A 23,091-nucleotide genomic window follows, 5' to 3' on the forward strand; every position below is an offset into this window, starting at 1 on the left:
AGGGCTCTTCCGATGCGAGCATCCGCGATGTGGTCCCAAATGATCTGTCCGAAATACTGGACACTGCTGACATCCAGGCAATCTATACGAATGGCGGCAAGGCGTACGAGCTGTACTGTAAATATATTTACCCGGTAAATGGCATCGAGGCACATAAGCTTCCGTCAACCAGCCCTGCCAATGCAGGCTATTCCCTGGACCGGCTCAAAGAAGCCTGGTCACAGATTAGTGGGTTTAAATAAAAAAGCAAACAAAATCCCCATCCAATGTCAGCCTGATACTGACCGGATGGGGATTTCTGACTTAATTTTCTTTTTTGGTTCGTATATGTTTTTCCAATACAGGAATCAGGACATTCATATCAACAGGTTTGGCGACATGGTCGTTCATTCCGACAAAGAGCGCTTTCTGACGGTCTTCGGCAAAAGCATTGGCAGTCATGGCGATGATCGGAATGCTGGAACGGAATGGATCCTCTAACTGTCGGATCTTGCGGGTGGCGTCATATCCGTTCATGACGGGCATCTGAATATCCATGAGGATCAGATCATAAAAATCAGGTGCTGCTTTCTCGAGTTTTTCCACACAGGCAACGCCGTTGCTGACACGGTCGACAAGCAGACCTTCTTCACTGAGAAGTTCGATGGCGATCTCAGCATTCAGATCATTATCCTCAGCAAGAAGGATCCTTTTTCCTGCAAGAGTTTTCTGTGGGCGGTCGGATGAGGATTTCCTTGGCTCAGCCTCTTCTTTGCGTGCAGTGCGGCATGGAATACAGATCGTAAAAGTGGAGCCTTTTCCCGGACTGCTCTGGATCTCGATCGTTCCATGCATCAGGTCTACCAGATTTTTTACGATACCCATGCCAAGACCGGTGCCTTCGATACCACTTATGGTAGAAGAACGTTCACGTGAAAAGGATTCAAAAATATGTGCCTGGAATTCCTCGGACATACCGATACCATTGTCAGCAATAGAGATTTCCATGTAACACCAGTCGGCATCTTCATGCGGCTTCTGAGTAAGACAGCAGTCGATTTTTCCATTCTGCCCGGTGTATTTGATGGCATTGCTGATAACATTGAGTACAATCTCGGACAGATGGGAACTGTCAATATAGACATAAGGATTTGCAACCTGCTTATGTACGGTAATAGTCTGGTGCTTTTCCTGAACTGCCGTATTGAACATGACGATGCAGGAGTCAAAACTTTCTTCAATGTTGCAGATGCTTTCTTCGAGAAGGATCTGGTTGTTTTCAATCCGGGCAATCTCCAGGATGTTGTCAATGATGGAGAGCATTTTTTGTCCGCAGGTGCGGATGTTGGAAAGATACTCGCTTAATTTGTCTGGTTCATGCAGATGATTCCGGGAAAGCCCTGCGTAGCCGATGATCGCATTCATAGGAGTCCGGATGTCGTGTGACATATTAAAGAGGAATGCGGATTTTGCCTTGTTTGCAGCTTCGGCGGCAGCGGCAGAATTCCTGAGGAGCATCTGCTGTTCCCTGTCCTTCGCCCTCTGGTTCTGCAGAATGTGATAAACACAGACAAGCAGAAGCAGTGCAATGATGGCTGCGGCGATTGCGATCTGGAGAGAATTCCGGCTGCTTTTGCTCAGAAAAGTATAGGCAGATTCCATGTCCATTTCGATGCAGAGTGCGCCGATGATCTCGTTGGAGCCATCGGTTGCCTTGACGGGATAGCATGCTGTGAAGATATGTCCCCATGTGGTGTCAATGGTCTCCTGCGAATAAATGGTTTTGCCTGACAGTGTAGAATTAATGTAGGGAATCATTTCATCCTTTATGTAGGTTCCCGGATAAGCAAAATCAGAGGTATCAAGATCGAGGCCATCGACCAGATAGATCAGTTTTCCCTCAGAGTTGCTTTTGGCAGTGTAGAGATATCGGGTGGAATTCAGGCTTCGGATCTGGTTCAAAGTAGTTTGAAGTGTCTGATACCGCTCAGAGGACATATCATCAACCGTGTTGATGTCCGTAAAGTCGTCCCTGGTAAAAGTGTTGGAAACAAGTTTGTGGATGGCATCGGAACAAGTGATATTCTGGTCAACGTTTGCCTCCAGAGTGCTGGTACTGTAGCTTTTTTGCAGTAGAAAAGTATAAACTGCGATAAGAAATACAGCCAGCAGAAATAAAAAGATATAATTGGACAGATGATGGATCTGCTTTGAACCAGAAGATGTGGGAGCAGAATCTTTGTCTGCATGTCTGGGCTTGCTCATGAAAATACCTCATTTCAGTTTTACAAAAGGGGAAGATGATACGAAATTCCACAGATGTTTTATTTCTATTATAACAGGACAGAAACAATCCTGTAAACAGGAAAACACAAAATTGACTTCAACATAGTAAAGTAGTATATTAATAGAAATTAAAATGTGTAGCAGGAGGAATTTTTATGGGATCACTGTTGGATGCGGGGCAACGATCGATGTAAAACCAGAGCACGAAATGGAAAAAGTCCTCTTCGCGGCAGATGAGCTTACAGGGCTGATCTGGGCAGTCGCTCTGATGCGTCCGTCCAAGAGTACAAAGGACATGGAATTTAAATCCTTCAAGAAAAAATACAAGAGCAAAGGTTTTGCGGCAGGATGTTCCAGAGAGGTCATCGAGCGCGGGGCAGAGCAGCTTGGATGGGAACTTCCGAAGCTTCTGACCATGACTCTTGAGGCGATGGCGACCTGCGAAGATGAGATCTAGGCAGAGATGCGAAGCGAAGAGTAAAACTGACGAAAAACAGACAGAAATATTTTCAAAAATAATCAAAAAAACGGGTTTACGAATACCAAAAAGCAGTATATAATATGCATTCGATTAAAGAAAAAATAAGGAGTGTAGAAATGAAATCAGCACAGAATGATATGACTGTCGGAAATCCGATGAAGATTATTTTTGGCTTTACCCTGCCGATTTTTATCGGTAATGTATTTCAGCAGTTTTACAATATGGCAGATGCTGTGATCGTTGGTAAGTTTGTCGGAAACAAGGCTCTGGCGGCGGTCGGCAGCACGGGAACGATCATGTTTCTGATCTATGGTTTTGTCGTGGGAATGACGGCTGGTTTTACTGTCCTCACGGCGCAGAAATTCGGAGCCGGTGATATGAAGGGCATGCGAAAGACAGTAGCGGGAGCAGGGATCCTTTCTTTTGTAGTCGGAGCACTTCTGACGATACTGTTTATGGTATTTATGAAACCGCTTCTGATCCTTATGAATACGCCATCGGATATTTTTGCGGACGCATATTCGTACATAATGATCGTCAGCGGCGGAATCCTGGCACAGATGCTTTATAATCTTCTGTCCAGTATCCTCAGGGCGCTTGGAAACAGTAAGCTTCCGCTTGTATTTCTTATTATAAGCGCACTTTTGAACATTGTCCTGGATCTTGTGTTTATCGTAGGATTCGGGATGGGCGCGAAGGGAGCCGCAGTTGCGACGGTTATTGCACAGGGCGTTTCCGGAATCCTCTGCCTGTTTTATATCATTGCGAAGATTCCGATTCTTCATTTGAAGCGTGAAGATCTGGATGTTGGAAGTACGATCTACAAAAACCAGCTTCGGATCGGAGTTCCGATGGCACTGCAGTATTCGATCACAGCGATCGGTACCATGATGGTGCAGTCTTCCTTAAATATCCTCGGATCAACACTGGTTGCAGCGTACACGGCAGCAGGCAAGATCGAGCAGGTGGTAACACAGGCATATGTGGCAATGGGAACGACGATGGCAACTTATGCAGCCCAGAATATGGGCGCCGGTTCTGTGAAGCGTATCCGTGAAGGATTCAAGGCATGTACGGTTATTGGTGTTGTATATTCCTTCGTGGCAGCAGGATTTATCATGACTGTCGGCAAATATATGACCTATCTTTTTGTATCAGAAGATGTTGATATCATTATGAATTCCGTAGATATTTATCTGAAATGTATCGGGATTTTCTTTATTCCGCTGGCAGTGGTAAATATTTACCGAAATGGTATTCAGGGACTTGGCTATGGACTCCTTCCGATGATGGCGGGTGTCGCAGAGCTGATCGGACGAGGCGTTGTAGCGGTGATCGCCGGGGCAAAGAGAAGCTATCCGGGTGTCTGTCTGGCAGGTCCGGCAGCCTGGGTGCTTGCGGGCGGCCTTCTGATCGTGATGTATTATTTTATCATGAATGTAAATATGAGAAAGATCTTTGGCACAAATGGCAAAGACCACAAATAAAAAAATTAGGACAGTTTTCAGTCGGAACTGTCCTGATTTTTTTTGTTCTTTTTGGGGATGCGGTGCAGATAAAACTGAGAATTGTTGATTCTCTGAAGGCGGTAGTGGTCTTTCATGGAGCGGTTCATTTCTTTTTCGAGGAGAGCAAGATCTTTGGCAGAGCATTCGTCTATGTGATAAAGAAATTTTTCTCCGTAGTCGGCTTCCTCAGAGGACAGAAACTGCACTTTGGAGCGAAGCCCCTGAGAGAGAAGTCTGGTGTAGGCTTTGCCGGTATTCTGGTTTGATAAAGTCCTCTGATGGTCAGTGGAATCCTGGCCGTCGCTGTCAGAGCTTTTTTGCCGCTGCAAAAAAATGGCATGTCCGGAGAGAAGGACTGCCGGGAGCAAAAATACCGGAAGAACCTCAGAAGGAAGGATCTTTGCTGCCCCGGAAAACAGAAGCAGGAAAAACAGGATCAGATACAAAGCTCCGGAAAGCAGGTTCAGTGACAAAAAACGCCATCCGAAGATACCCAAAAGGGAGGCAGTGACCGCCAGAAAAACATCCAGATAGTTCAGAAGAGACGGTTTTGGATACTGAAAAATCTGCATGGAAGCACCCGCAGCAATTCCTGCCAGAAGAAAAAGAAACAGAAAAGCATGGATCAGTTTGCGGAATTTTCCTGTTTCTCTGCCAGGTGAACAATGCTCCCATAATTCTACTTCCAGTTTATCGGCGAGTTCTCTTGCAGCTTTTGTGAAGGTATGGTTTGTCATGACCACAGCACGGTCACAGTCATAGAAGCGAGCCCCGCTGTATGCTTCCTGTACCGCCTTGTTTCCGACTGGAGCAGAATAATATTTACACTGTATGCCGTATTTCACCCCTGATTTGTATGCGATCACATCAATCCCCTGGTCGCCGCTTGGTGGTGTAACGCTTACTTTGCGATAGCCCTTGGTTTTGAGAAATGCCGCGCAGCGGTGTTCAAATTCAAATCCATCCTGATAGTTCATAAAAAACTTCCTCTTTGTCAGTCTGTATAGTATGAAGCTATTTTAGTAAAAAGAGTCTGATTTGTCCAATGATTTTTAATAAAAACATAAGTAGTAATAAAAACTATATAAACTAGAAAAAGATTCAGCAATACATTGACATCACAATTACGAAAGAGTATACTATCAAATAGTTTGATAATCAAAATAAATGATAGATGGGAGAAATCAGGATGAATACAGATAAAAGTACACTCAAAGAACTTCGCATTGGAGAAAAGACGGCGCAGCTTCCGATCATCCAGGGCGGTATGGGAGTCGGGATCAGCCGGAGCAGTCTTGCCGGAGCGGTAGCGCGAGAGGGCGGCGTTGGGGTGATCTCGACGGCACAGATTGGATATGATGAAGAGGGATTTGAGCAAGATCAGGCAAAATGTAACCGTATCGCGATAGGGAAGCATGTAAAGAAAGCAAAAGAAATCGCGGGCGGCAGAGGACTTGTCGGGGTCAATATCATGGTGGCATTGAAACATTATGAGGAACATGTCCGGGAATCGGTGAAAGCAGGCGCAGATGTGATCATCAGCGGAGCGGGACTTCCGATGGATCTTCCGAAACTGGTGAGTGAAGAATCAGGAACGAAGATCGCACCAATCGTTTCTTCCAGGCGTGCGGCGAATCTGATACTCAAAATGTGGGCACACAGATACGACAGGACAGCAGATTTTATTGTGATCGAAGGACCGAAAGCAGGGGGACATCTTGGATTTTCCAGGGAGCAGCTGGCAGATATAAATGCGTTGGATTTTGATGAAGAAATCTGCAGGATCATCGAATGCAAAAAGGAATACGAAGAGAAATTTGACAGAAAGATCCCGGTGATCGTTGCGGGAGGGGTTTTTGACCGGGCAGATATTGATCATGTGATGGAACTCGGCGCAGATGGTGTGCAGATCGCAAGCAGATTTGTGGCAACAGAGGAGTGTGATGCTTCTGAGGCATACAAGAGAGCATACATTGAGGCGGAGACATCTGATATCCAGATCGTGCAGAGCCCGGTGGGAATGCCGGGGCGTGCGCTTCGAAATGAATTTATCCGGCACCTGGAAGCAGGAAGAGAGCCGATCCGTAAATGCTACAATTGTCTGGAAAAATGTGACCCGCGCAAAGTCCCGTACTGCATCACAAAAGCACTGATCGAGGCGGTGAAGGGAAATCTTGATAAGGGTCTGATCTTCTGTGGAGCGAATGTCGGAAGGATCCATGAGATGACGACCGTTCATGAACTGATGCAGGAACTGGCATATTAAAAAAGTTAAACAGTGTAAAAAACAGGCAGCATTTGATCTTGTACAGTAACCGGTCATAAAAGACGGGGACAAGATCAGCACTGCCTGTTAATTTATCGTTCCATCATGCTGATGGACTCAATTCCGACACTTCCGCCGCGAACGACTTCGATGTACTTGAATTCTTCTTTGATCAATTTGACAACGGCATCGTTTTTGGTTGCAGTCTGGACAAACTCAAGAAGAAGGCTGTCTTTGCCATAATCGATGACTCTTGCCTTGAAGGTCTCTGCGATCTGGAAAAGTTCCACCTTGTCTGCTGCGGAGCATTTCTTGACTTTGATGTAAAGAATCTCTTTCATGCGGACGAAGATATCTGTAAAGTCAATGACTTTGATGACTTCGACCATGCGGTTTAACTGCTTTTTGATCTGTTCAAATGTTTCGTCGTCGCTGACAGTTGCGATCGTCATTCTGGAGATTGTAGGATCCTCAGTGGTTCCAACGGTAAGACTGTCCAGGTTATAGGACTTTCCGGAAAAAAGCCCGGAGATCTTGGAGAGTACACCTACCTGGTTTTCTACATAGAGAGAGATCCATCTTGTTTTCATTCCTTTATCCATATCCTGATACCTCCTAACAATCCATGATCATATCTGCAAGTGTTCCGCCTGGTTTGATCATAGGATAGACCATTTCCTCCGGATCGATCAGAAACTCGATGATCGTAGGTCTTTTCTTATTTTTCTTTGCTTCTTCAAAAGCAGCGGCGATTTCTTCACGTTTGGAGACGCGGATGCCTTTGGCACCATAGCTTTCGGCGAGTTTGACGAAGTCCGGTGTGTATTCCGGATATTCTTCACCGTCAGTACGGCGAGAGAGGGCACCGGCTCTTAAGTTGGTCATTGCGTAACGTTTGCCGTAGAATAATTTCTGCCACTGGCGTACCATTCCAAGGTAAGTGTTGTTGAAGATACAGCAGATGATCGGTAATTCTTCCAGAACTGCAGTTGCGAGTTCCTGAATGTTCATCTGTACACCGCCGTCACCGGAGATGGAGATGACAGGAGTATCCGGATTTCCGATCTGTGCACCGATCGCGCCAGGAAGGCCATAGCCCATGGTGCCGAGACCGCCGGACATGATGAGCTGACGTTTCTCAGTGATATCGACAAACTGAGAAGTAAGCATCTGGTGCTGTCCAACGTCGGTGACGATGATCGCGTCATCAAACTGTTCGTTGATCGCTGCAAAAATATCAAGAGGTCCCATAAGCGGGCGATTTTTCATGGTAAGTGGATGTTCGTTCTTCCATCCTTCGATTTCGGAAAGCCATTTTTTGGTACCGCAGTCGGTAACGTATTCAGCCATTTTTGTGATCGCTTCTTTGGCATCGGCAACGATCGGAACATCTACGTGGATGTTTCTGGAAATAGATGCAGTATCAATATCAATGTGAACGATCTGTGCGTTCGGTGCAAACTCGTGGAGCTTGCCGGTGATACGGTCGTTGAAACGGGTTCCGATGGAGAACAGGAGATCACAGTTGCTGACTGCCATGTTTGCAGCATAGGAACCATGCATTCCAAGGTTTCCGATGAATAACGGGTGCTTTGTGGAGATCGCGCCACGTCCCATGACAGTTGTAACGACTGGAACCTGTGTTTTCTCAACTACAGTGGTAAAAATCTCGTTTGCGTGAGCGATATTTACACCGCCGCCTGCGAGGAACAGAGGCTTCTTGGCTTTCTGAAGCATCTTGAGGGCTTTTTTGAGCTGGCCCATGTGAACGCTGGTGTTTGGTTTGTAGCCGCGGATATTTACACTCTTAGGATATTCTGCGCTTCCAAGTTCTGCCATGACGTCCTTAGGAAGGTCGATAAGAACAGGTCCCGGACGGCCGGTTCTTGCGATATAAAAAGCTTCTTTGATGATGCGGCCGAGATCCTCACGGTTGCGGACGGTCACGCCGTATTTGGTGATGCTGCGGGTGATCCCTACGATGTCAACTTCCTGGAAAGCGTCGTTTCCGATCAGATGTCTGGCAACCTGGCCGGTAAAACATACGAGAGGAACGCTGTCATAGTTGGCAGTTGCAAGTCCGGTGACAAGGTTGGTAGCACCAGGACCGCTGGTTACAAGACATACGCCGACTTTGCCGGTAGTTCTTGCATAGGCATCTGCTTCATGGACAAGTGCCTGTTCATGGCGCGGAAGGATAATGTCGATCCCGTTCTGTCTGTATAATTCGTCACTGATATCGATGGTGCATGCACCAGGATATCCGAATAAAGTTTCAACACCTTCTTCTTTTAAGGCTTTTACTAAAAGCTTGTTTCCTGAAATCTGTTTCAAATAAAACCCCTCCTTTGATAAAAAAGATTCTGATACCATAAAAAAAGTCCCAAGCATATAATATATGCTCAGGACGGATAAATCCGTGGTACCACCTGATTTCAGAGAATACTCTCTCTCTGCCAGTACATGATCATACTGCTTTCCTGTAACGTGGAAACTACGTTGAAGCCTACTGTATGATCCAGATAAGATCATGGTTCAGTTCACTGCTCGGGGACTACTTCCATAATTCTGTCACGAAGGTTCACACCAGCCACCTTCTCTCTGGGCATACTGAAATCATGTACTGCTTCCCGTCACTGCATTTAAAGATATTTGAAAATTTATGATAATTATACGGGAAGCAACAGAATTTGTCAACGAATAACTTGGATTTTGGGTTCTTTTTTGGTAGAATAGGGGGAGTTAAAAAGAAAGAAGAAATTTTATGCAGGAAGAATTACAGACAATGCTGAAGGACTGCCATCTCTGTCCGAGAAACTGCGGCGTGGATCGCCTGGCGGGCCAGAAGGGATTCTGCGGCGTGGATGCAGGGATCATGGTAGCACGGGCCGCCCTTCATATGTGGGAAGAACCGTGTATTTCAGGAAAAGAAGGCTCCGGGGCGGTGTTTTTTTCCGGCTGTTCCCTGGGATGTGCGTTCTGCCAGAACCGGACGATTTCCAAAGGGCAGAGCGGTAAGGTGATCACAGTGGAGTACCTTGCAGAACTTTTTCTGGATCTGCAGGTACAGAAGGCAAACAATATCAATCTGGTGACGGCGGGACATTTTCTGCCGCAGGTGCGGGAAGCACTGATCCTTGCGAAAGAGCAGGGGCTTACGATCCCGGTGGTGTACAACAGCAGTGGATATGAAAAAGCCGAGATGCTGCGGTATCTGGAGGGGCTGGTCGATATTTATCTTCCGGATCTTAAATATCTGGAGGCTGACCTTGCGGGGAAATATTCACATGCAAAGGATTATCCGGAAGTTGCTATGAAAGCACTGGAAGAAATGGTTCGTCAGGTCGGAATGCCGGAGTTTGATGAGCGGGGAATGATGAAAAAAGGTGTGATCGTGCGTCATCTGCTTTTGCCGGGACATGTACGGAATTCCAAAAAGGTACTGGAATATTTATATGGGACTTATGGTGACCAGATCTATATCAGCCTGATGAGCCAGTACACGCCGATGCCGGCGATGAAAGACGATCCGCAGTTATCCAGAAAAGTTACGGACAGAGAGTATGACCGTCTGCTCGACCATGCGATCTCTCTTGGAGTGACGAATTGTTTTATCCAGGAGGGTGAGACGGCAAAAGAAAGTTTTATACCGGAATTCAACGGAGAAGGAGTATAAATGACATCAGAAAAGAAATTCAAAAACAATAAGAAAAATTACAAGGCAAAGTCTGCCGGAAAATCACTCTGTCCAGTGCATGGCAAATGCGGCGGATGTCAGCTTCTTGACATGCCGTATGAGCAGCAGTTAAAGAAAAAACAGACACAGGTTGCGAAACTTCTGAAGCCATACTGTCAGGTGGAGAAGATCATTGGAATGGACGATCCTTTCCATTACAGAAACAAAGTCCATGCAGTTTTTGGTCATAAGAAAGATGGCACTGTGATTTCAGGAATCTACCAGGAGGGAACACATTTTATTGTGCCGGTCGATGAATGTCTGATCGAAGACCAGAGAGCCGATGCGATCATCCGTGATATCCGCGGGCTTCTGAAATCCTTCAAGATCAAGACTTATAATGAAGATACGGGATACGGCCTGTTCCGTCACGTGCTGATCCGCACAGGATATCACAGCGGACAGATCATGGTAGTTCTCGTGCTCGGATCACCGATCCTGCCATCCAAGAATAACTTTGTCAAGGCACTGCGTAAGCTTCATCCGGAGATCACGACGATCGTTCTCAATGTAAACGGACAAAAGACAAGCATGATCCTTGGCGAGAAGGAAACGGTTCTTTATGGAAAGGGTTATATCGAAGATGAACTCCGCGGAAAGACTTTCCGTATTTCCTCCAAATCTTTCTATCAGGTCAATCCGGTTCAGACAGAGAAACTGTACGGCAAAGCAATCGAACTGGCAGGACTTACCGGCAAAGAGCGCGTGATTGATGCATACTGCGGAATCGGAACCATCGGTCTGATCGCCAGCGACAAGGCAAAAGAAGTCATCAGCGTGGAACTGAATTCCGACGCCGTGCGTGATGCGATCGCAAATGCGAAACGCAACGGAATCAAAAATGTCCGTTTCTACAACAACGATGCAGGCGTTTTCATGCGCCAGATGGCAGACGCCGGAGAAAGCGCAGACGTTGTCTTCATGGACCCGCCGAGAAGCGGAAGCGACGAGAAGTTCCTCTCTTCCGTGATCACCCTGCACCCAAAGAAGATCGTCTACGTCTCCTGCGACCCGACAACCCTCGCACGAGACCTCAAATACCTCACCAAACACGGCTACAAAGCCCGCCGCGTCATCCCCGTAGACATGTTCCCGGCGACCGAGCATTGCGAGAATTGTGTGCTGCTTGAGAGAAAATAACAATAAAAGATCCAACGGCTGATAAAACAGAGGGGGCACAAACTATGATCACATTAAACGATTACCTATATTCAGGAGATACGCTTCTGCGGATCCTTCATAATTATTCGGGGGATCTCCGCAGGGATGCGCGGAAGAGCAGGAATGAGATCGATCTGGCGCATTGTAATTTTTTGCTGCAGATCACGGAGCTTCTGGAACATAATGATTTCCTTACTGCGCAGTCTCAGAAGATTCGGGAATTTTATAAGTATATGGCGAGGGAGTATCCGTTTCTGGCGTTTACGTTCAAGGGCAGGATCAAATCCCTGATCCGTGCGGAGGAGAAATTCAACGGTTATATTGTAGAATATATTTATGATTATCATATGGAACATGGAACTTATCCATCCGTTTCCGAGATCAAAAACCGCCTGACCTGTTTTCGTGACCTGATCGCTTACCGGATTGTGATCTCCATGCCGAGATGCCATCTCAAGAGCGAGCAGGACAGAGAAAAAGTAGAAGAGAAGTATCTCTATGAGATTGCAAATGTACTTCCGGCCTTTCTGGAAGAACGTGGATTTACGGTAGAGTCAGCGAGAGGGATCATGGAGAGTCCGTCAGAGTTTCTGAATGATGAGGTCCGTCCATATTACCGCGACTATGTTGCAGGAAAAACGCCGCAGGATTATCGATCACTACATATCACATTGTATGATAACAGTTCCAGATGTTTTATGGAGGTCCAGCTCCGGACAAAGTCCATGGACGATGTGGCTGAGATCGGACCGGCAAACCATCTTGGCTATGAGAAAGGACAGGACGAGGCGAGAGCAAGGAGAGATGCGATCCCGGAGGGAGAGTGCATTTATTTTGATGAGGCGTATGAAAGAGGGATGCGTCTTCAGAAACTGGAACTTTCGAAGCTTGATGTCAATATGTTTGCAGCAGTGAACAACAGCCTGATCAATGACGGATGCGGCCTGTACAGGGGAAGACTGATCCTTCCGTATGAGCATCTGTCACGGTTCCAGAACGATCTGATAGATTAGAGAAAAAAACTGGCATGTCCCATTGCAATATAATAAGAAAAGCCCGTTTCCGGCAGAATCAATTACTGTGATTGCCGGAGCGGGCTTTACTATTAGGATAATCAGGATTCTTTGCTTTCGTCAGGTTCCTCTGCATCTTCAACAGCAGGTTCTGGAAGATAGACATGTACCCGTTCGATACGGTTCTTGTCAAGCTTGTCGACAACCAGCCGGACATTGTCAGCGGTGACAACCTCATCGCCGTCCTCCGGGAGACGGTCAAGATATTCGATGATCAGACCTCCGAGAGAGTCATAGTCCTCGGAAGTAAATTCCGTATGAAGATGATCGTTGACATCGTCAAGGCTCATGGAACCCTCTACAATGTATTCCCGATCGGAAATCTTCTTGATAAGTTCATCCTCGTTCTCGTCGTATTCGTCGTGGATCTCACCGACGATCTCCTCAAGGATATCCTCCAGGGTGATGAGACCGGTCATTTCGCCGTATTCATCGAGAACGATAGCGATATTGAACGTGGATTCCCTCATCTCAACGAGAAGATCAGAGATATCCTTGTATTCATAGGTAAAATGCGGCTTACGGAGAAAGTTCCGGATATCAAAAGGATCATCCTGATTGTAAAGAAGAAGATCCTTCATATTGATGATACCAACGATATTATCCTGTGTGTCCTCATAAACCGGAAGACGGGTAAATCTGTCGGTTCGGAAAATATCGATCAGTTCTTCGTAAGTATTGTTTACGTTGGCAAATGTTACATTGACACGGGGAACCATGATGTCCTTGGCATCTGCATCTCCGAGATCGAAAACATTGTAGATCATTTTTTTCTCGTCGGATTCAATGACACCGTCCTCATGACTGACATCCACGATGGTACGGAGCTCTTCCTCGGTCATGGCTTTGTTGACAGCATCCGGATCCACATGCAGGATGTACAGGAAAAATCTGGATATCAGATTGATCACAAAGATCACGGGTGTCATGAGAGTCATCAGAAAATGAATGACAGTGATATAACGCAGGGTAAGCTTTTCGGAATTAAGTGTTGCATAGTTTTTTGGTGTGATCTCTCCGAATACCAGGATCGCAACCGTCAGAGCCAGCGTCGCAATGCTGACCATGTAGCCTCCCAGGTGATATGCAAGTGTAGTTGCAAGCGATGATGCATATACGTTTACGATGTTGTTACCAATCAGGATCGCGCTGAGCATCTTGGGGGTCTTGTTCTCCAGAATGTCCAGGGCAAGAGCTGCTCGTTTGTTGCCGTCATCTGACAGGGTACGAAGCCGGATCCTGTTTACAGACATCAATGCTGTCTCAATAGAAGAGAAGAAAGCAGAGAGTGCCAGCAAAACAGCAAGTACGATAAATTGGTAAGTGTCACGTATGTCCACTTTAAATGTTCACTCCTTTGGTGTTTTGATAGAATAAATACCTTAATGGTAAAAATATGCATTTATTATATACTGTTTTCATAGCTTTGGCAAGTTTTTATAAAAGAGCAAGAACGCAAAAAACTGCCCAGCCTGTCAGAGGTGGGCAGTTGTAAGGCATAGATTATGCAAGTTCTTTGCCAGTCAGCATCTTGTATGCCTGGAGATATTTGGCGATAGTCTTGTCAACGATCTCCTGCGGAAGTGTCCAGTCATTTCCCGGATGGGAGGTCAGCCAGTCACGTGCGAACTGTTTGTCGAAGGATGGCTGTCCATGTCCTGGTTCATAGCCTTCTAATGGCCAGAAACGGGAGCTGTCAGGAGTGAGCATCTCATCACCGATCACCATGTTTCCGTCCTCGTCAAGACCGAATTCGAATTTGGTGTCTGCAATGATGATTCCCTTGCTCAGTGCATATTCTGCACATTTTTTATATAATGCGATGGTATTGTCACGAAGTTTTTCTGCAAGCTCGCGTCCTCTGCCCGGGAAGTATTTCTCCAGGTGGTCAATGCTCTGCTCGAAGGAGATGTTCTCGTCGTGGTCACCGATCTCAGCCTTGGTGGATGGTGTGTAGATCGGTTCAGGCAGCTTGTCGGATTCCTTTAAACCTTCCGGAAGTTTGATACCACAGACAGTGCCGTTTTCTTTGTAGCTTGCCCAGCCGCTTCCGGTGATATAGCCACGGACGATACACTCGATCGGGAGCATGTTGAGCTTACGGCACATCATGGATTTGCCTTCGTATTTCTCCTGCTGGAAAAATTCCGGCATATCCTTTACATCGACAGAAATCATATGGTTGGGCAGAATATCCTCTGTCAGATCGAACCAGAATTTGGACATCTGTGTCAGTACAGTGCCTTTTTTGGTGACTTCATTGTTCAGGATCACATCGAAACAACTGATACGGTCGGTGGCAACCATGATCAGGCTGTCGCCATTGTCATAAATCTCACGTACTTTACCTTCTTTGATTGGTTTTAATTCCTGCATCTTCTCATACCTCGTCATTTGGTTTTTTGATTGGAAATTTTACAGTAGTAAAGTATCACTTTTTATGCCGGACTGTCAAGAGAGATTTTGACAAGCATGTGATTAAATGCAAAAAATATATATTAATGTGAAAATTTGCACAGAACTATGGTTGTTTTAGGACAATTCTGTTATAATATAACTAAACGAATTGCGCAGCTTGCTGCGGAACAATCCGTATATAGAAGACAAAAGGCAGGTGAGCAGAATGGCAGGCAGAAAGAAGGATCCGCTGCACAAGAGCTTTAGTTATGCTTTTGAAGGGATTTTTACTTGCATCAGAAATGAAAGAAATATGAAGATACATATTGCAGTCGCGGCTCTTGTCGTGATCGCCGGATGGATCCTGGGACTTTCGATCACAGAATGGTGCATCTGTCTTGGGCTGTTCGGGCTTGTGATGGCACTGGAACTGGTCAACACAGCAGTTGAGGCTGTGGTAGATCTCGTGACCACCGAGTGTCATCCGCTTGCAAAGATCGCCAAGGATACGGCAGCAGGAGCAGTCCTGATTGCAGCGATCATGGCAGCGATCGTCGGACTTCTGATCTTTGTACCGAAAGGGCTTTTGTTTCTGAAGCAGCTTTAAAAATGATAAGATTTTATGAAAGGAGATATATATTATGGAATTAGGAAACGGACTTAAAAAACTTTTACTCGCAGGCGTAGGTACTGTTGCAGTGACAGCAGAGAAATCCAAGGAGATCCTGGACGAGCTGGTTAAGAAAGGTGAACTTACCGTAGAGCAGGGCAAGGTTCTGAATCAGGAACTGAAACACAACATCAAAGAAACAATCAAGACCAAGACAACACCTGCACCGGAAGCACCGAAGGAAGACATCAAGGATACCCTTGCCAAACTTTCACCGGAGCAGCTTGCAGAACTCAAAGAGCAGATCCTCAAGATGGAAGCACCAAAGGCAGAGGAAGAACCAAAAGCCGAGGAAGCTCCAAAGGAAGAAGCTCCTGCAGCAGCTGAAGAGCCGGCACAGGAAACAACGGAAGAATAAACAACAGAAACGGAGCAGCAAATGAGCAGACCAGACAATGAAGCAGAGCAGAAAGACGGTTACGGAGAGCGCCTCAAAGAAATCACAGCTGTTCTGAAGAAACATTCTATCACGCGAGGCGTCTCTCCGGAGAAACTTCGTCTTATACTGGAAGATCTGGGCCCAACTTATATCAAGTTGGGTCAGCTTATGTCACTTCGTTCAGATATCCTTCCCAAGCGTTACTGCGATGAGCTGATGAAACTGTGCTCCGATGTACCGCCGATGCCTTTTTCGGAGGTGATCGAGGTTCTGGAAGAGTCGATGGGATGTCCCTGGCAGGCAGAATTCAAAGAGATCCAGGAGCGACCACTCGGTTCCGCATCCATTGCACAGGTTCACCGGGCAACACTCAAAACAGGTGAGGAAGTTGTCGTCAAAGTACAGCGCAAGGGAATCTACGAGACGATGGCAAGGGACATTGGCCTGATGCACAAGGCAGTGCGGCTGATGCCGCCGGTCAGCATCAAGGGTGCCGTTGACCTGAACATGGTCTTAAGCGAACTGTGGACAGTGACACAGGAGGAGATGAACTTCCTGACAGAAGCCGCCAACATTTCCGAGTTTGCCAAAAAGAACAAGGGCGTTGCCTTTGTAAAAACGCCGATCCTGTATCGAGAATATACAACGACGCATGTACTGGTCATGGAATATATTGACGGGATCGCGATCAACGATAAAGAAAAACTTCTGCAGAACGGCTATGACCTGAATGAAATCGGAAGCAAATTTGTGGACAACTTCATCAAGCAGGTGATCGAGGATGGCTTTTTCCATGCGGATCCTCATCCTGGCAATGTGCGGATCCGGGGCGGCAAGATCGTCTGGATCGATATGGGAATGATGGGAAGGCTCACGGAGAGAGACAGAGAACTGATCAGCCAGGCTGTGGAAGGCGTGGCACTGAATGATATCGGAAAGATCCAGGATGCAGTTCTGGCACTTGGAGAATTCAAGGGCAAACCCGACCACAGCAAGCTCTATCAGGATATCCAGGATCTGATGGAGAAATATGGAACTGCAGATATCGGAAATATCGATCTTGCAGAGGTCATGGTAGATCTCATGGAGGTCATGAAGGAAAACAAGATCATGATGCCTCACGGACTTACCATGCTGGCGCGGGGTCTGACTCATGTAGAAGGAGTCCTTGCAGACATCAGTCCGGAGATCAATATGGTCCAGATTGCGGCAGCCCGCATCAAAGAAGAATTTTTTGGCGAGGGAAACTGGAAGAAGGAGCTCAGGGCAAATACCAAAAACATCTACCGGTCCTTCAAGAAATCCATCGAAGTTCCGTCGCTTGCGGCAGATTTTCTGCAGGGCTGTATGAAGGGACAGACGAAGATCAATCTGGATCTCCATGTGGCAGATGATCTTTCCAGACTGCTCCGAAGGCTGGTGCGAAATATCGTTATGGGACTGTGGGTGATGGCACTTCTGATCAGTTCCAGTATTATCTGTACGACAGATATGAAGCCAAAGCTGTGGGGGATCCCGGCGTTGGGAGCACTGGGGTATATCAGTGCGTTTATCATTGTGATGTATGTGTTTTTGAAACACTTTTTTTCAAAAAAATAATACCAGGAGGAATTTTTTTAAATGAGTACAAAAGCAGAACAGGCGATCGCATTTCACGATCAGGGATATAACTGTGCACAGGCAGTTGCATGTTCATTCTGTGAGGAGTTTGGAGTGGACAGAGAAGAGATGTTCAAGATCGCAGAAGGATTTGGTTTCGGAATGGGGATCATGGATATGTGCGGTGCGCTGTCAGGAATGATGATGGTGATCGGACTGCAGAACAGTGTGGGAGATCCGGAGAAAGGCAAGATGACCAAGGGCGATACCTACAAGAAAGTCAAAGCCTACATCAACAAATTTGCAGAGCAGAACGGCTCCTATCTCTGCCGTGACCTCAAAGGCGTAGAGACCGGCAAAATTCTCCGTGCCTGCCCGGACTGCATCCGCGATGCAGTTGCCCTGACAGAAGAATATCTGGCATCACAGAAAGAGAAATAATAATATCAATAACAAACAAAAATCCTGCCACAGCAGAGAGGAATACCTTTCTGGTCCGGCAGGATTTTTTGATATTGCATATTGAGGAAACACCGGCGGTGCATTCATTGATCTTTACGAAAGATCCAGGATCATTCAGCAACTTTGACAAACTGGCTGTTATAAAGATTCTGGTAGAATCCGCCTTTTGCCATCAGTTCTTCGTGAGAGCCCTGTTCGATGATGCTTCCGTCTTTCATGACGAGGATTTCATCTGCATTTCGGATCGTGGACAGACGGTGTGCAACGATGAAGCTGGTACGACCCTCCATCAGACGGTCAAACGCTTCCTGAACCATGAGTTCGGTTCGTGTATCGATGCTTGATGTCGCTTCATCCAGGATCAGCATAGGCGGCAGGCAGAGCATGACACGGGTGATGCACAGAAGCTGCTTTTCACCCTGGCTTAAGCTGTCTTCTTTGAGCATGGTATCCAGCTTGTCCGGGAGACGGCGGATGAATTCCCAGCTGTGGGAACGCTTTGCTGCCTCGATGATCTCTTCGTCAGTGGCATCCGGTTTGCCGATGTTGATATTGTCACGGACAGTGCCGTTTTTGATCCAGGTTTCCTGAAGGACCATACCGAAGCTGCTTCGTAAGGAATGGCGGGAGATCTCGTTGATCGGATGTCCGTCGATGGAAATGGTTCCTCCGGTCACATCATAAAATCTCATCAGCAGGTTGATAAAAGTAGTTTTACCACATCCGGTCGGTCCGACGATCGCGATACGTTTACCAGGCTCTGCATGGAGATTGAAGTCTTCGATAAGCTTCTTGTCCGGAACATAGCGGAAGCTGACATTGTCGATATCGACTTCACCTTTAACATCGGAAATCGTTTCCTCAGGATCTTTGCTTTCCGGTTCTTCTTCCAGAAGTGCGAAGATTCTGGTGGCGCAGGCAAGTGCGTTCTGAAGTTCTGTGATAACGGAACTGATATCATTGAATGGTTTCATGTACTGGTTCGCATAGGAGAGCAGTACAGAAAGTCCGCCGACAGTCAGAGCACCGCCAGGAATCATAAAGGCACCGACCAGAGCTACACCTGCGTAGATGACATTGTTTACGAAACGGGTAGATGGGTTGGTCAGACTGCTGTAGAAGATAGCTTTCTGGCTGCATTCCTTTAATTCCTGGTTGATCTCGGCAAAGCGGGCAGAGGATTTGTCCTCGTAACCAAATGCCTGAACAATCTTCTGGTTTCCGATCATTTCCTCGATGAGAGCAGTCTGACGGCCGCGGGCATCACTCTGTTTCCGGAACATATGGAAAGAACGTGAGGAAATGAATTTTGCCACAAAGAAGCTGAGCGGTGTCAGGACAATGACCATCAGTGTGATCCAGAAGTTCTTGGAGAACATGAAGATCAGAGTACCGATGATCGTCACGATACCGGAAAAAAGCTGTGTAAATCCAAGCAGAAGACCGTCGGAAAGGATATCCGTATCTGCAATGACACGGCTGATGATATCTCCGGTACTGTGTCCGTCCAGATAGGAAAGCGGAAGCTTCTGGATGTGACGGATCGCTTTGGCACGGATGTCCTGCACGGTACGGAAAGTCATACGGTTGTTGATGATGTTCATGATCCAGGTAGCAAGACTGGATACAACGACCATGACAAGGATCCTGGAAAGGTAATACCACATCCCCTGGAAGTTTACCTGATGTTCTGCAACGACCTGGTCGATCGCGTCACCAAACAGTACCGGTACGTAGAGCTGAAGGACTACGGAGACTGCGGCAAGGATGATACTGAGGATCAGGAGCAGACGGTATCTTCCAATGAAACGGAGTACCTTCCACAAAGTTTCTGTGCTGTTTGCATTTGACTGCTGTTTGTTTTTTGTACTCATGATAAGGTCACCTCCGCAGCATTGCCGGAAACGGCAGTTTTTGAAGAATCATATTTTGCCCGTTCTTCAGGGAACTGGGAGAAGTAGATCTCTCGGTAGATCTCGCAGGAGCGGATCAGGTCATCATGAATGCCTTTGCCGACAAGCTCACCATCGTTCAGAACGAGGATCAGGTCTGCCTGACGGATGCTGGCAGCTCGCTGAGATACCAGGAAGGTGGTGACATTGCCGCTCAACTGATGCAGGGATTTACGAAGTGCTGCATCTGTCGCAAAGTCAAGTGCACTGGCACTGTCGTCCAGGATCAGGAATTCTGGTTTCTTGACAACGGCACGCGCGATGGTGAGACGCTGTTTCTGTCCGCCGGAAAGGTTGCGGCCATTCTGTTCCAGTTTGAAATCAAGCTGGCCGTCCTTGCCTTCAACGATCTCACGCGCCTGGGCAGTAGTGAGTGCATCCCAGATCTCTGCATCTGTGGCATCGTCGCGTCCCCATTTCATGTTTTCGCGGATCGTTCCTTTAAAGAGTGCTGCACGCTGTGGTACAACACCGATCTTTTCACGGAGATCCTGCTGGCTGTAACTGCGGATATCCTGTCCATCAATACGGACAGTACCCTGTGTCGCATCATAGAAACGTGCAATCAGATTGACAAGTGTGGATTTACCGCTTCCGGTACCGCCGATGATACCAACTGTCTGGCCTTTTTTGACAGAGAAGCTGATATCGGAAAGGCTTGGTTCGCTGGAACCTGCATAGGCAAAAGTAACGTTCTCGAATTCGAGGGCATTTTTGCCGGAAGTCTGAGCAGCGGAAGCTGCCGGGTACTCCATGGAAGTTTTTACTTTGAGGATATCTGCCACACGGCCTGCACAGGCTGCGGATTTGTTGAGGGTGATGATCAGGGAAGCCAGTTTGATAAGCTCGACGATCATCTGTGCCATATAGTTGTAGAGCGCTACGACCTCACCCTGCTGCATGTTTCCAAGGTTTACCTGGAGACCGGCGTTGCTGATCAGGATGACAGTCGCGATGTTGATGAGTACGTAAGTCACCGGATTGAGAAGGGCAGAAAGTCTGCCGACGAATTCATTTAATTTAGTGAGCTGTTCGTTGCTCTCGTCAAATTCCTGTACGGATTCTTTTTCGCGGCAGAATGCACGGATGACGCGTACACCGGTGAGGTTTTCCCTGGTCAGTCTTGTGACGGTATCCAGACGGCTCTGTACCTTGCGGAAAAGCGGGATACTGAGATACATGATCACAAAAACGACCAGAAACAGGAATGGGATCGCAACGGCGAAGACCAGGGCACAGCGGAAGTTGATGGTGAATGCCATGACCATGGAGCCGAGTACGATAAACGGGCTTCGAAGAAGAAGACGAAGTCCCATATTTACACCATTCTGTACCTGGTTGATATCGTCGGTAAGGCGGGTGATTAGAGTGTCTGTTCCGAGGGTGTCGAGTTCCATGTAAGAAAGTTTCTGCACATGGTCATAGACAGCCTGACGGAGTTCTGTGGCAAATCCAACGCTGGCCTTTGCAGCAAAAAACTGGGCTGTGATGCTGACTGTAAGTCCGGCAGCAGCCATCAGGACAAGGATAAAAAACCGTTCGATAATGTAATGACGGTCATTTCCTGCGATACCCACATCGATGATCTGGGCGATGACTACCGGAACAAGCAGGTCAAACACAACTTCCAGAAATTTGAAGAAAGGTGCAAGGATGCTTTCTTTCTTGTAGTTTCTCAGGTAGATTGCGAGAGATCGCATTTTGTGTTTCCTCCATTTTTCTTGATGATTGACAATCCCTATTATAGTCCTGTATCATAAGGCTTGCAACGATTAAAAACAATATTTACTTATTATAGAAGAAAAGGGGTAGAAATATGCGGCGTGAGGTAACTCTGGAAGAGATTTCAGATGGAAGATTATATGATGCAAATGATATGGTAAAGGCAGACTGTCAGGATTGTAAGGGATGCTGCGACTGCTGCAAGGGAATGGGAGATTCTGTGATCCTGGATCCGTATGATGTCTGTCGTCTGTCAAGAGGACTTGGAAAACAGCCACAGGAACTGATCGGGATAGTTCTGGAACTTGGCGTATCTGACGGAAATATCCTTCCACATCTGATGATGAAGGGAAAAGAAGAGAGCTGTGTGTTCTTAAATGAAGAGGGCAGATGTTCTGTGCATGCGATCCGTCCGGGATTCTGCCGCCTGTTTCCACTTGGAAGATATTATACAGAAGATGGCTTTAAGTATATCATCCAGATCCATGAATGTGCGAAGAAAAACCGCTCCAAGATCAAAGTAAAGAAATGGATCGACACACCGGATCTTCGGCAGTACGAGAAATTTGTCTGGGACTGGCATCAGTTCCTTTTGGATGTGCAGGAAGTTTTTTATCAGACAGAGGACACGGAACTGATCAGAAACCTGAATATGTATGTGATCAGCCGTTTCTATACGAAACCGTATGAAGAATCACAGGACTTCTATGCACAGTTCTACGAACGTCTGAAAGAAGCAAAAAACCTTCTGAGCCTTGGAGTATGACTCCGGACTCAGAAGGTCTGAAAGCTTTATTTGGCGAGAAGTTCATCGAGAAGCTGGTGGATGGTTTTGTTCAGTACCGGATGACGGTAGTATGGTGCGATCTCATCCATCGGTTTCAGCACAAAATCACGGTTTTGCATGTCGATATGCGGAATGTGAAGATCCGGAGTGTCGATGATCTCATTGTCATAAAAGAGAATGTCAAGATCCAGGGTACGTGGCCCCCAGTGGATCAGGCGTTCGCGGTTGGCTTCTGCCTCCAGTTCATGAAGTCTGTCGAGCAGTTCTTCCGGAGTCAGGAGTGTACGGAGTCTCAGGACTCCATTCAGAAATTCATCCTGTTCTACACCACCGTAAGGTTCTGTGACCAGATATTTGGACACAGCTTCCACTTCGCAGCCTGGTGTATCTTTGAGTCCCTGGATCCCGTTATTCAGGTATTTCTTTTTGTCCCCGAGGTTGGAGCCGAAAGCTACATAGGCAGTGTGCCAGCTTCTGGTGATCTCAACGGCAACGGTATCGAGCGGAAGCCCTACAGGAGCCCATGGTTTCTCGATGCGGAGTGTGATCTTTTTTAATAAGGGCAGTTCCGAAAGGAGCATCTGGCAGAGATTTTCGGCGAGAGCTTCGAGAAGTTTGTAGGTGTGCTCTTTG

At 46.9% G+C, this 23,091-nt stretch carries 19 protein-coding genes, 2 pseudogenes and 1 other annotated feature; of the genes and pseudogenes, 12 read left to right on the forward strand and 9 right to left on the reverse strand.

The window, feature by feature from the left end; all coding sequences use genetic code 11:
• Positions 1-242, forward strand: a pseudogene (locus tag QZL69_RS12670) (DNA-deoxyinosine glycosylase); the annotation flags it as partial.
• Positions 243-303: 61 nt separating this feature from the next.
• On the opposite strand, the gene QZL69_RS12675 reads toward QZL69_RS12670, so the two are convergent.
• Positions 304-2,244: a hybrid sensor histidine kinase/response regulator gene (locus QZL69_RS12675; RefSeq protein ID WP_022215569.1), complete on the reverse strand. Its 1,941-nt coding sequence runs from the start codon at positions 2,242-2,244 to the stop codon at positions 304-306.
• Between the two features lie 175 nt (positions 2,245-2,419).
• Here QZL69_RS12675 and QZL69_RS12680 point away from each other — a divergent pair.
• Together QZL69_RS12680 and QZL69_RS12685 are read left to right on the forward strand one after the other, a co-directional pair.
• Positions 2,420-2,722: pseudogene (locus tag QZL69_RS12680) on the forward strand (hydrolase); the annotation flags it as partial.
• A 140-nt stretch (positions 2,723-2,862) separates the two neighbouring features.
• Positions 2,863-4,233 carry an MATE family efflux transporter gene (locus QZL69_RS12685; protein WP_022215571.1) on the forward strand — a complete coding sequence of 457 codons (1,371 nt, stop codon included), beginning with the start codon at positions 2,863-2,865 and terminating at the stop codon, positions 4,231-4,233.
• Between the two features lie 17 nt (positions 4,234-4,250).
• On the opposite strand, the gene QZL69_RS12690 is transcribed toward QZL69_RS12685, so the two are convergent.
• Positions 4,251-5,231 carry a restriction endonuclease gene (locus QZL69_RS12690; RefSeq protein WP_022215572.1) on the reverse strand — a complete coding sequence of 327 codons (981 nt, stop codon included), beginning with the start codon at positions 5,229-5,231 and terminating at the stop codon, positions 4,251-4,253.
• A gap of 212 nt (positions 5,232-5,443) precedes the next feature.
• Between QZL69_RS12690 and QZL69_RS12695 the strand changes: the two genes are divergently transcribed.
• Positions 5,444-6,520, forward strand: coding sequence for an NAD(P)H-dependent flavin oxidoreductase (locus QZL69_RS12695; RefSeq protein WP_022215573.1), 1,077 nt, complete (start codon positions 5,444-5,446; stop codon positions 6,518-6,520).
• Between the two features lie 92 nt (positions 6,521-6,612).
• Here QZL69_RS12695 and ilvN read toward each other — a convergent pair whose 3' ends face one another.
• On the reverse strand, positions 6,613-7,122 hold the full coding sequence (gene ilvN, locus QZL69_RS12700; protein ID WP_022215574.1) for an acetolactate synthase small subunit: 510 nt from the start codon (positions 7,120-7,122) through the stop codon (positions 6,613-6,615).
• 13 nt (positions 7,123-7,135) lie between these two features.
• Positions 7,136-8,854, reverse strand: coding sequence for a biosynthetic-type acetolactate synthase large subunit (gene ilvB / locus QZL69_RS12705; protein ID WP_022215575.1), 1,719 nt, complete (start codon positions 8,852-8,854; stop codon positions 7,136-7,138).
• A 66-nt stretch (positions 8,855-8,920) separates the two neighbouring features.
• Positions 8,921-9,166, reverse strand: a binding site (T-box leader).
• 118 nt (positions 9,167-9,284) lie between these two features.
• Between ilvB and QZL69_RS12710 the strand changes: the two genes are divergently transcribed.
• Genes QZL69_RS12710 through QZL69_RS12720 form a run of 3 tightly spaced genes read left to right on the forward strand, consistent with a single transcriptional unit; the run spans position 9,285 to position 12,430 of the window.
• On the forward strand, positions 9,285-10,196 hold the full coding sequence (locus tag QZL69_RS12710; RefSeq protein ID WP_022215576.1) for a radical SAM protein: 912 nt from the start codon (positions 9,285-9,287) through the stop codon (positions 10,194-10,196).
• A complete protein-coding gene (gene rlmD / locus QZL69_RS12715; protein WP_022215577.1) occupies positions 10,197-11,396 on the forward strand; it encodes a 23S rRNA (uracil(1939)-C(5))-methyltransferase RlmD in 1,200 nt (399 codons plus the stop codon). It abuts the gene before it with no gap.
• A 44-nt stretch (positions 11,397-11,440) separates the two neighbouring features.
• Positions 11,441-12,430: a guanosine polyphosphate pyrophosphohydrolase/synthetase gene (locus QZL69_RS12720; RefSeq protein WP_022215578.1), complete on the forward strand. Its 990-nt coding sequence runs from the start codon at positions 11,441-11,443 to the stop codon at positions 12,428-12,430.
• 101 nt (positions 12,431-12,531) lie between these two features.
• On the opposite strand, the gene QZL69_RS12725 is transcribed toward QZL69_RS12720, so the two are convergent.
• Positions 12,532-13,830: an HlyC/CorC family transporter gene (locus tag QZL69_RS12725; RefSeq protein ID WP_022215579.1), complete on the reverse strand. Its 1,299-nt coding sequence runs from the start codon at positions 13,828-13,830 to the stop codon at positions 12,532-12,534.
• A gap of 163 nt (positions 13,831-13,993) precedes the next feature.
• The gene (locus tag QZL69_RS12730; protein ID WP_022215580.1) at positions 13,994-14,866 is read right to left on the reverse strand and encodes a phosphoribosylaminoimidazolesuccinocarboxamide synthase; all 873 of its coding nucleotides are present in this window, start codon (positions 14,864-14,866) and stop codon (positions 13,994-13,996) included.
• 247 nt (positions 14,867-15,113) lie between these two features.
• On the opposite strand from QZL69_RS12730, the gene QZL69_RS12735 reads away from it, so the two are divergent.
• The 4 genes from QZL69_RS12735 to QZL69_RS12750 are packed head-to-tail and all read left to right on the forward strand — an operon-like array spanning position 15,114 to position 17,976.
• The gene (locus QZL69_RS12735; RefSeq protein ID WP_022215581.1) at positions 15,114-15,494 is read left to right on the forward strand and encodes a diacylglycerol kinase family protein; all 381 of its coding nucleotides are present in this window, start codon (positions 15,114-15,116) and stop codon (positions 15,492-15,494) included.
• Positions 15,495-15,528: 34 nt separating this feature from the next.
• Entirely contained in the window at positions 15,529-15,915 is a 387-nt protein-coding gene (locus QZL69_RS12740) for a hypothetical protein (protein ID WP_022215582.1), read from the forward strand.
• Positions 15,916-15,936: 21 nt separating this feature from the next.
• Positions 15,937-17,535, forward strand: a complete 1,599-nt coding sequence (locus QZL69_RS12745) for an ABC1 kinase family protein (RefSeq protein WP_022215583.1) — start codon at positions 15,937-15,939, stop codon at positions 17,533-17,535.
• A gap of 21 nt (positions 17,536-17,556) precedes the next feature.
• Complete coding sequence (locus QZL69_RS12750) at positions 17,557-17,976, forward strand: C-GCAxxG-C-C family protein (protein ID WP_022215584.1); 420 nt, start codon at positions 17,557-17,559, stop codon at positions 17,974-17,976.
• Between the two features lie 131 nt (positions 17,977-18,107).
• Here QZL69_RS12750 and QZL69_RS12755 read toward each other — a convergent pair whose 3' ends face one another.
• A complete protein-coding gene (locus tag QZL69_RS12755; RefSeq protein WP_022215585.1) occupies positions 18,108-19,871 on the reverse strand; it encodes an ABC transporter ATP-binding protein in 1,764 nt (587 codons plus the stop codon).
• The gene (locus QZL69_RS12760) at positions 19,868-21,649 is read right to left on the reverse strand and encodes an ABC transporter ATP-binding protein (protein ID WP_022215586.1); all 1,782 of its coding nucleotides are present in this window, start codon (positions 21,647-21,649) and stop codon (positions 19,868-19,870) included. Before QZL69_RS12760 ends, QZL69_RS12755 begins: the two co-directional genes overlap by 4 nt.
• Before the next feature lie 116 nt (positions 21,650-21,765).
• Between QZL69_RS12760 and QZL69_RS12765 the strand changes: the two genes are divergently transcribed.
• Entirely contained in the window at positions 21,766-22,437 is a 672-nt protein-coding gene (locus tag QZL69_RS12765) for a YkgJ family cysteine cluster protein (RefSeq protein WP_022215587.1), read from the forward strand.
• Between the two features lie 26 nt (positions 22,438-22,463).
• Here the strand turns inward: QZL69_RS12765 and folK are convergent.
• On the reverse strand, positions 22,464-23,091 hold a 628-nt coding region (folK, locus tag QZL69_RS12770), incomplete at its 5' end, for a 2-amino-4-hydroxy-6-hydroxymethyldihydropteridine diphosphokinase (protein WP_291519690.1).

Origin of the sequence: Blautia sp. CAG:237 (assembly GCF_000436615.1) — a bacterium.
Taxonomy (GTDB): Bacteria; Bacillota; Clostridia; order Lachnospirales; family Lachnospiraceae; genus Blautia_A; species Blautia_A intestinihominis.

Excerpts from the sequence above, each read along its gene's own strand:
- QZL69_RS12675 (WP_022215569.1), bottom strand. The coding sequence starts at position 2,244 with ATGAGCAAGCCCAGACATGCAGACAAAGATTCTGCTCCCACATCTTCT.
- QZL69_RS12685 (WP_022215571.1), top strand. The coding sequence starts at position 2,863 with ATGAAATCAGCACAGAATGATATGACTGTCGGAAATCCGATGAAGATT.
- QZL69_RS12690 (WP_022215572.1), bottom strand. The coding sequence starts at position 5,231 with ATGAACTATCAGGATGGATTTGAATTTGAACACCGCTGCGCGGCATTT.
- QZL69_RS12695 (WP_022215573.1), top strand. The coding sequence starts at position 5,444 with ATGAATACAGATAAAAGTACACTCAAAGAACTTCGCATTGGAGAAAAG.
- ilvN (WP_022215574.1), bottom strand. The coding sequence starts at position 7,122 with ATGGATAAAGGAATGAAAACAAGATGGATCTCTCTCTATGTAGAAAAC.
- QZL69_RS12710 (WP_022215576.1), top strand. The coding sequence starts at position 9,285 with ATGCAGGAAGAATTACAGACAATGCTGAAGGACTGCCATCTCTGTCCG.
- rlmD (WP_022215577.1), top strand. The coding sequence starts at position 10,197 with ATGACATCAGAAAAGAAATTCAAAAACAATAAGAAAAATTACAAGGCA.
- QZL69_RS12720 (WP_022215578.1), top strand. The coding sequence starts at position 11,441 with ATGATCACATTAAACGATTACCTATATTCAGGAGATACGCTTCTGCGG.
- QZL69_RS12730 (WP_022215580.1), bottom strand. The coding sequence starts at position 14,866 with ATGCAGGAATTAAAACCAATCAAAGAAGGTAAAGTACGTGAGATTTAT.
- QZL69_RS12735 (WP_022215581.1), top strand. The coding sequence starts at position 15,114 with ATGGCAGGCAGAAAGAAGGATCCGCTGCACAAGAGCTTTAGTTATGCT.
- QZL69_RS12740 (WP_022215582.1), top strand. The coding sequence starts at position 15,529 with ATGGAATTAGGAAACGGACTTAAAAAACTTTTACTCGCAGGCGTAGGT.
- QZL69_RS12745 (WP_022215583.1), top strand. The coding sequence starts at position 15,937 with ATGAGCAGACCAGACAATGAAGCAGAGCAGAAAGACGGTTACGGAGAG.
- QZL69_RS12750 (WP_022215584.1), top strand. The coding sequence starts at position 17,557 with ATGAGTACAAAAGCAGAACAGGCGATCGCATTTCACGATCAGGGATAT.
- QZL69_RS12755 (WP_022215585.1), bottom strand. The coding sequence starts at position 19,871 with ATGAGTACAAAAAACAAACAGCAGTCAAATGCAAACAGCACAGAAACT.
- QZL69_RS12760 (WP_022215586.1), bottom strand. The coding sequence starts at position 21,649 with ATGCGATCTCTCGCAATCTACCTGAGAAACTACAAGAAAGAAAGCATC.
- QZL69_RS12765 (WP_022215587.1), top strand. The coding sequence starts at position 21,766 with ATGCGGCGTGAGGTAACTCTGGAAGAGATTTCAGATGGAAGATTATAT.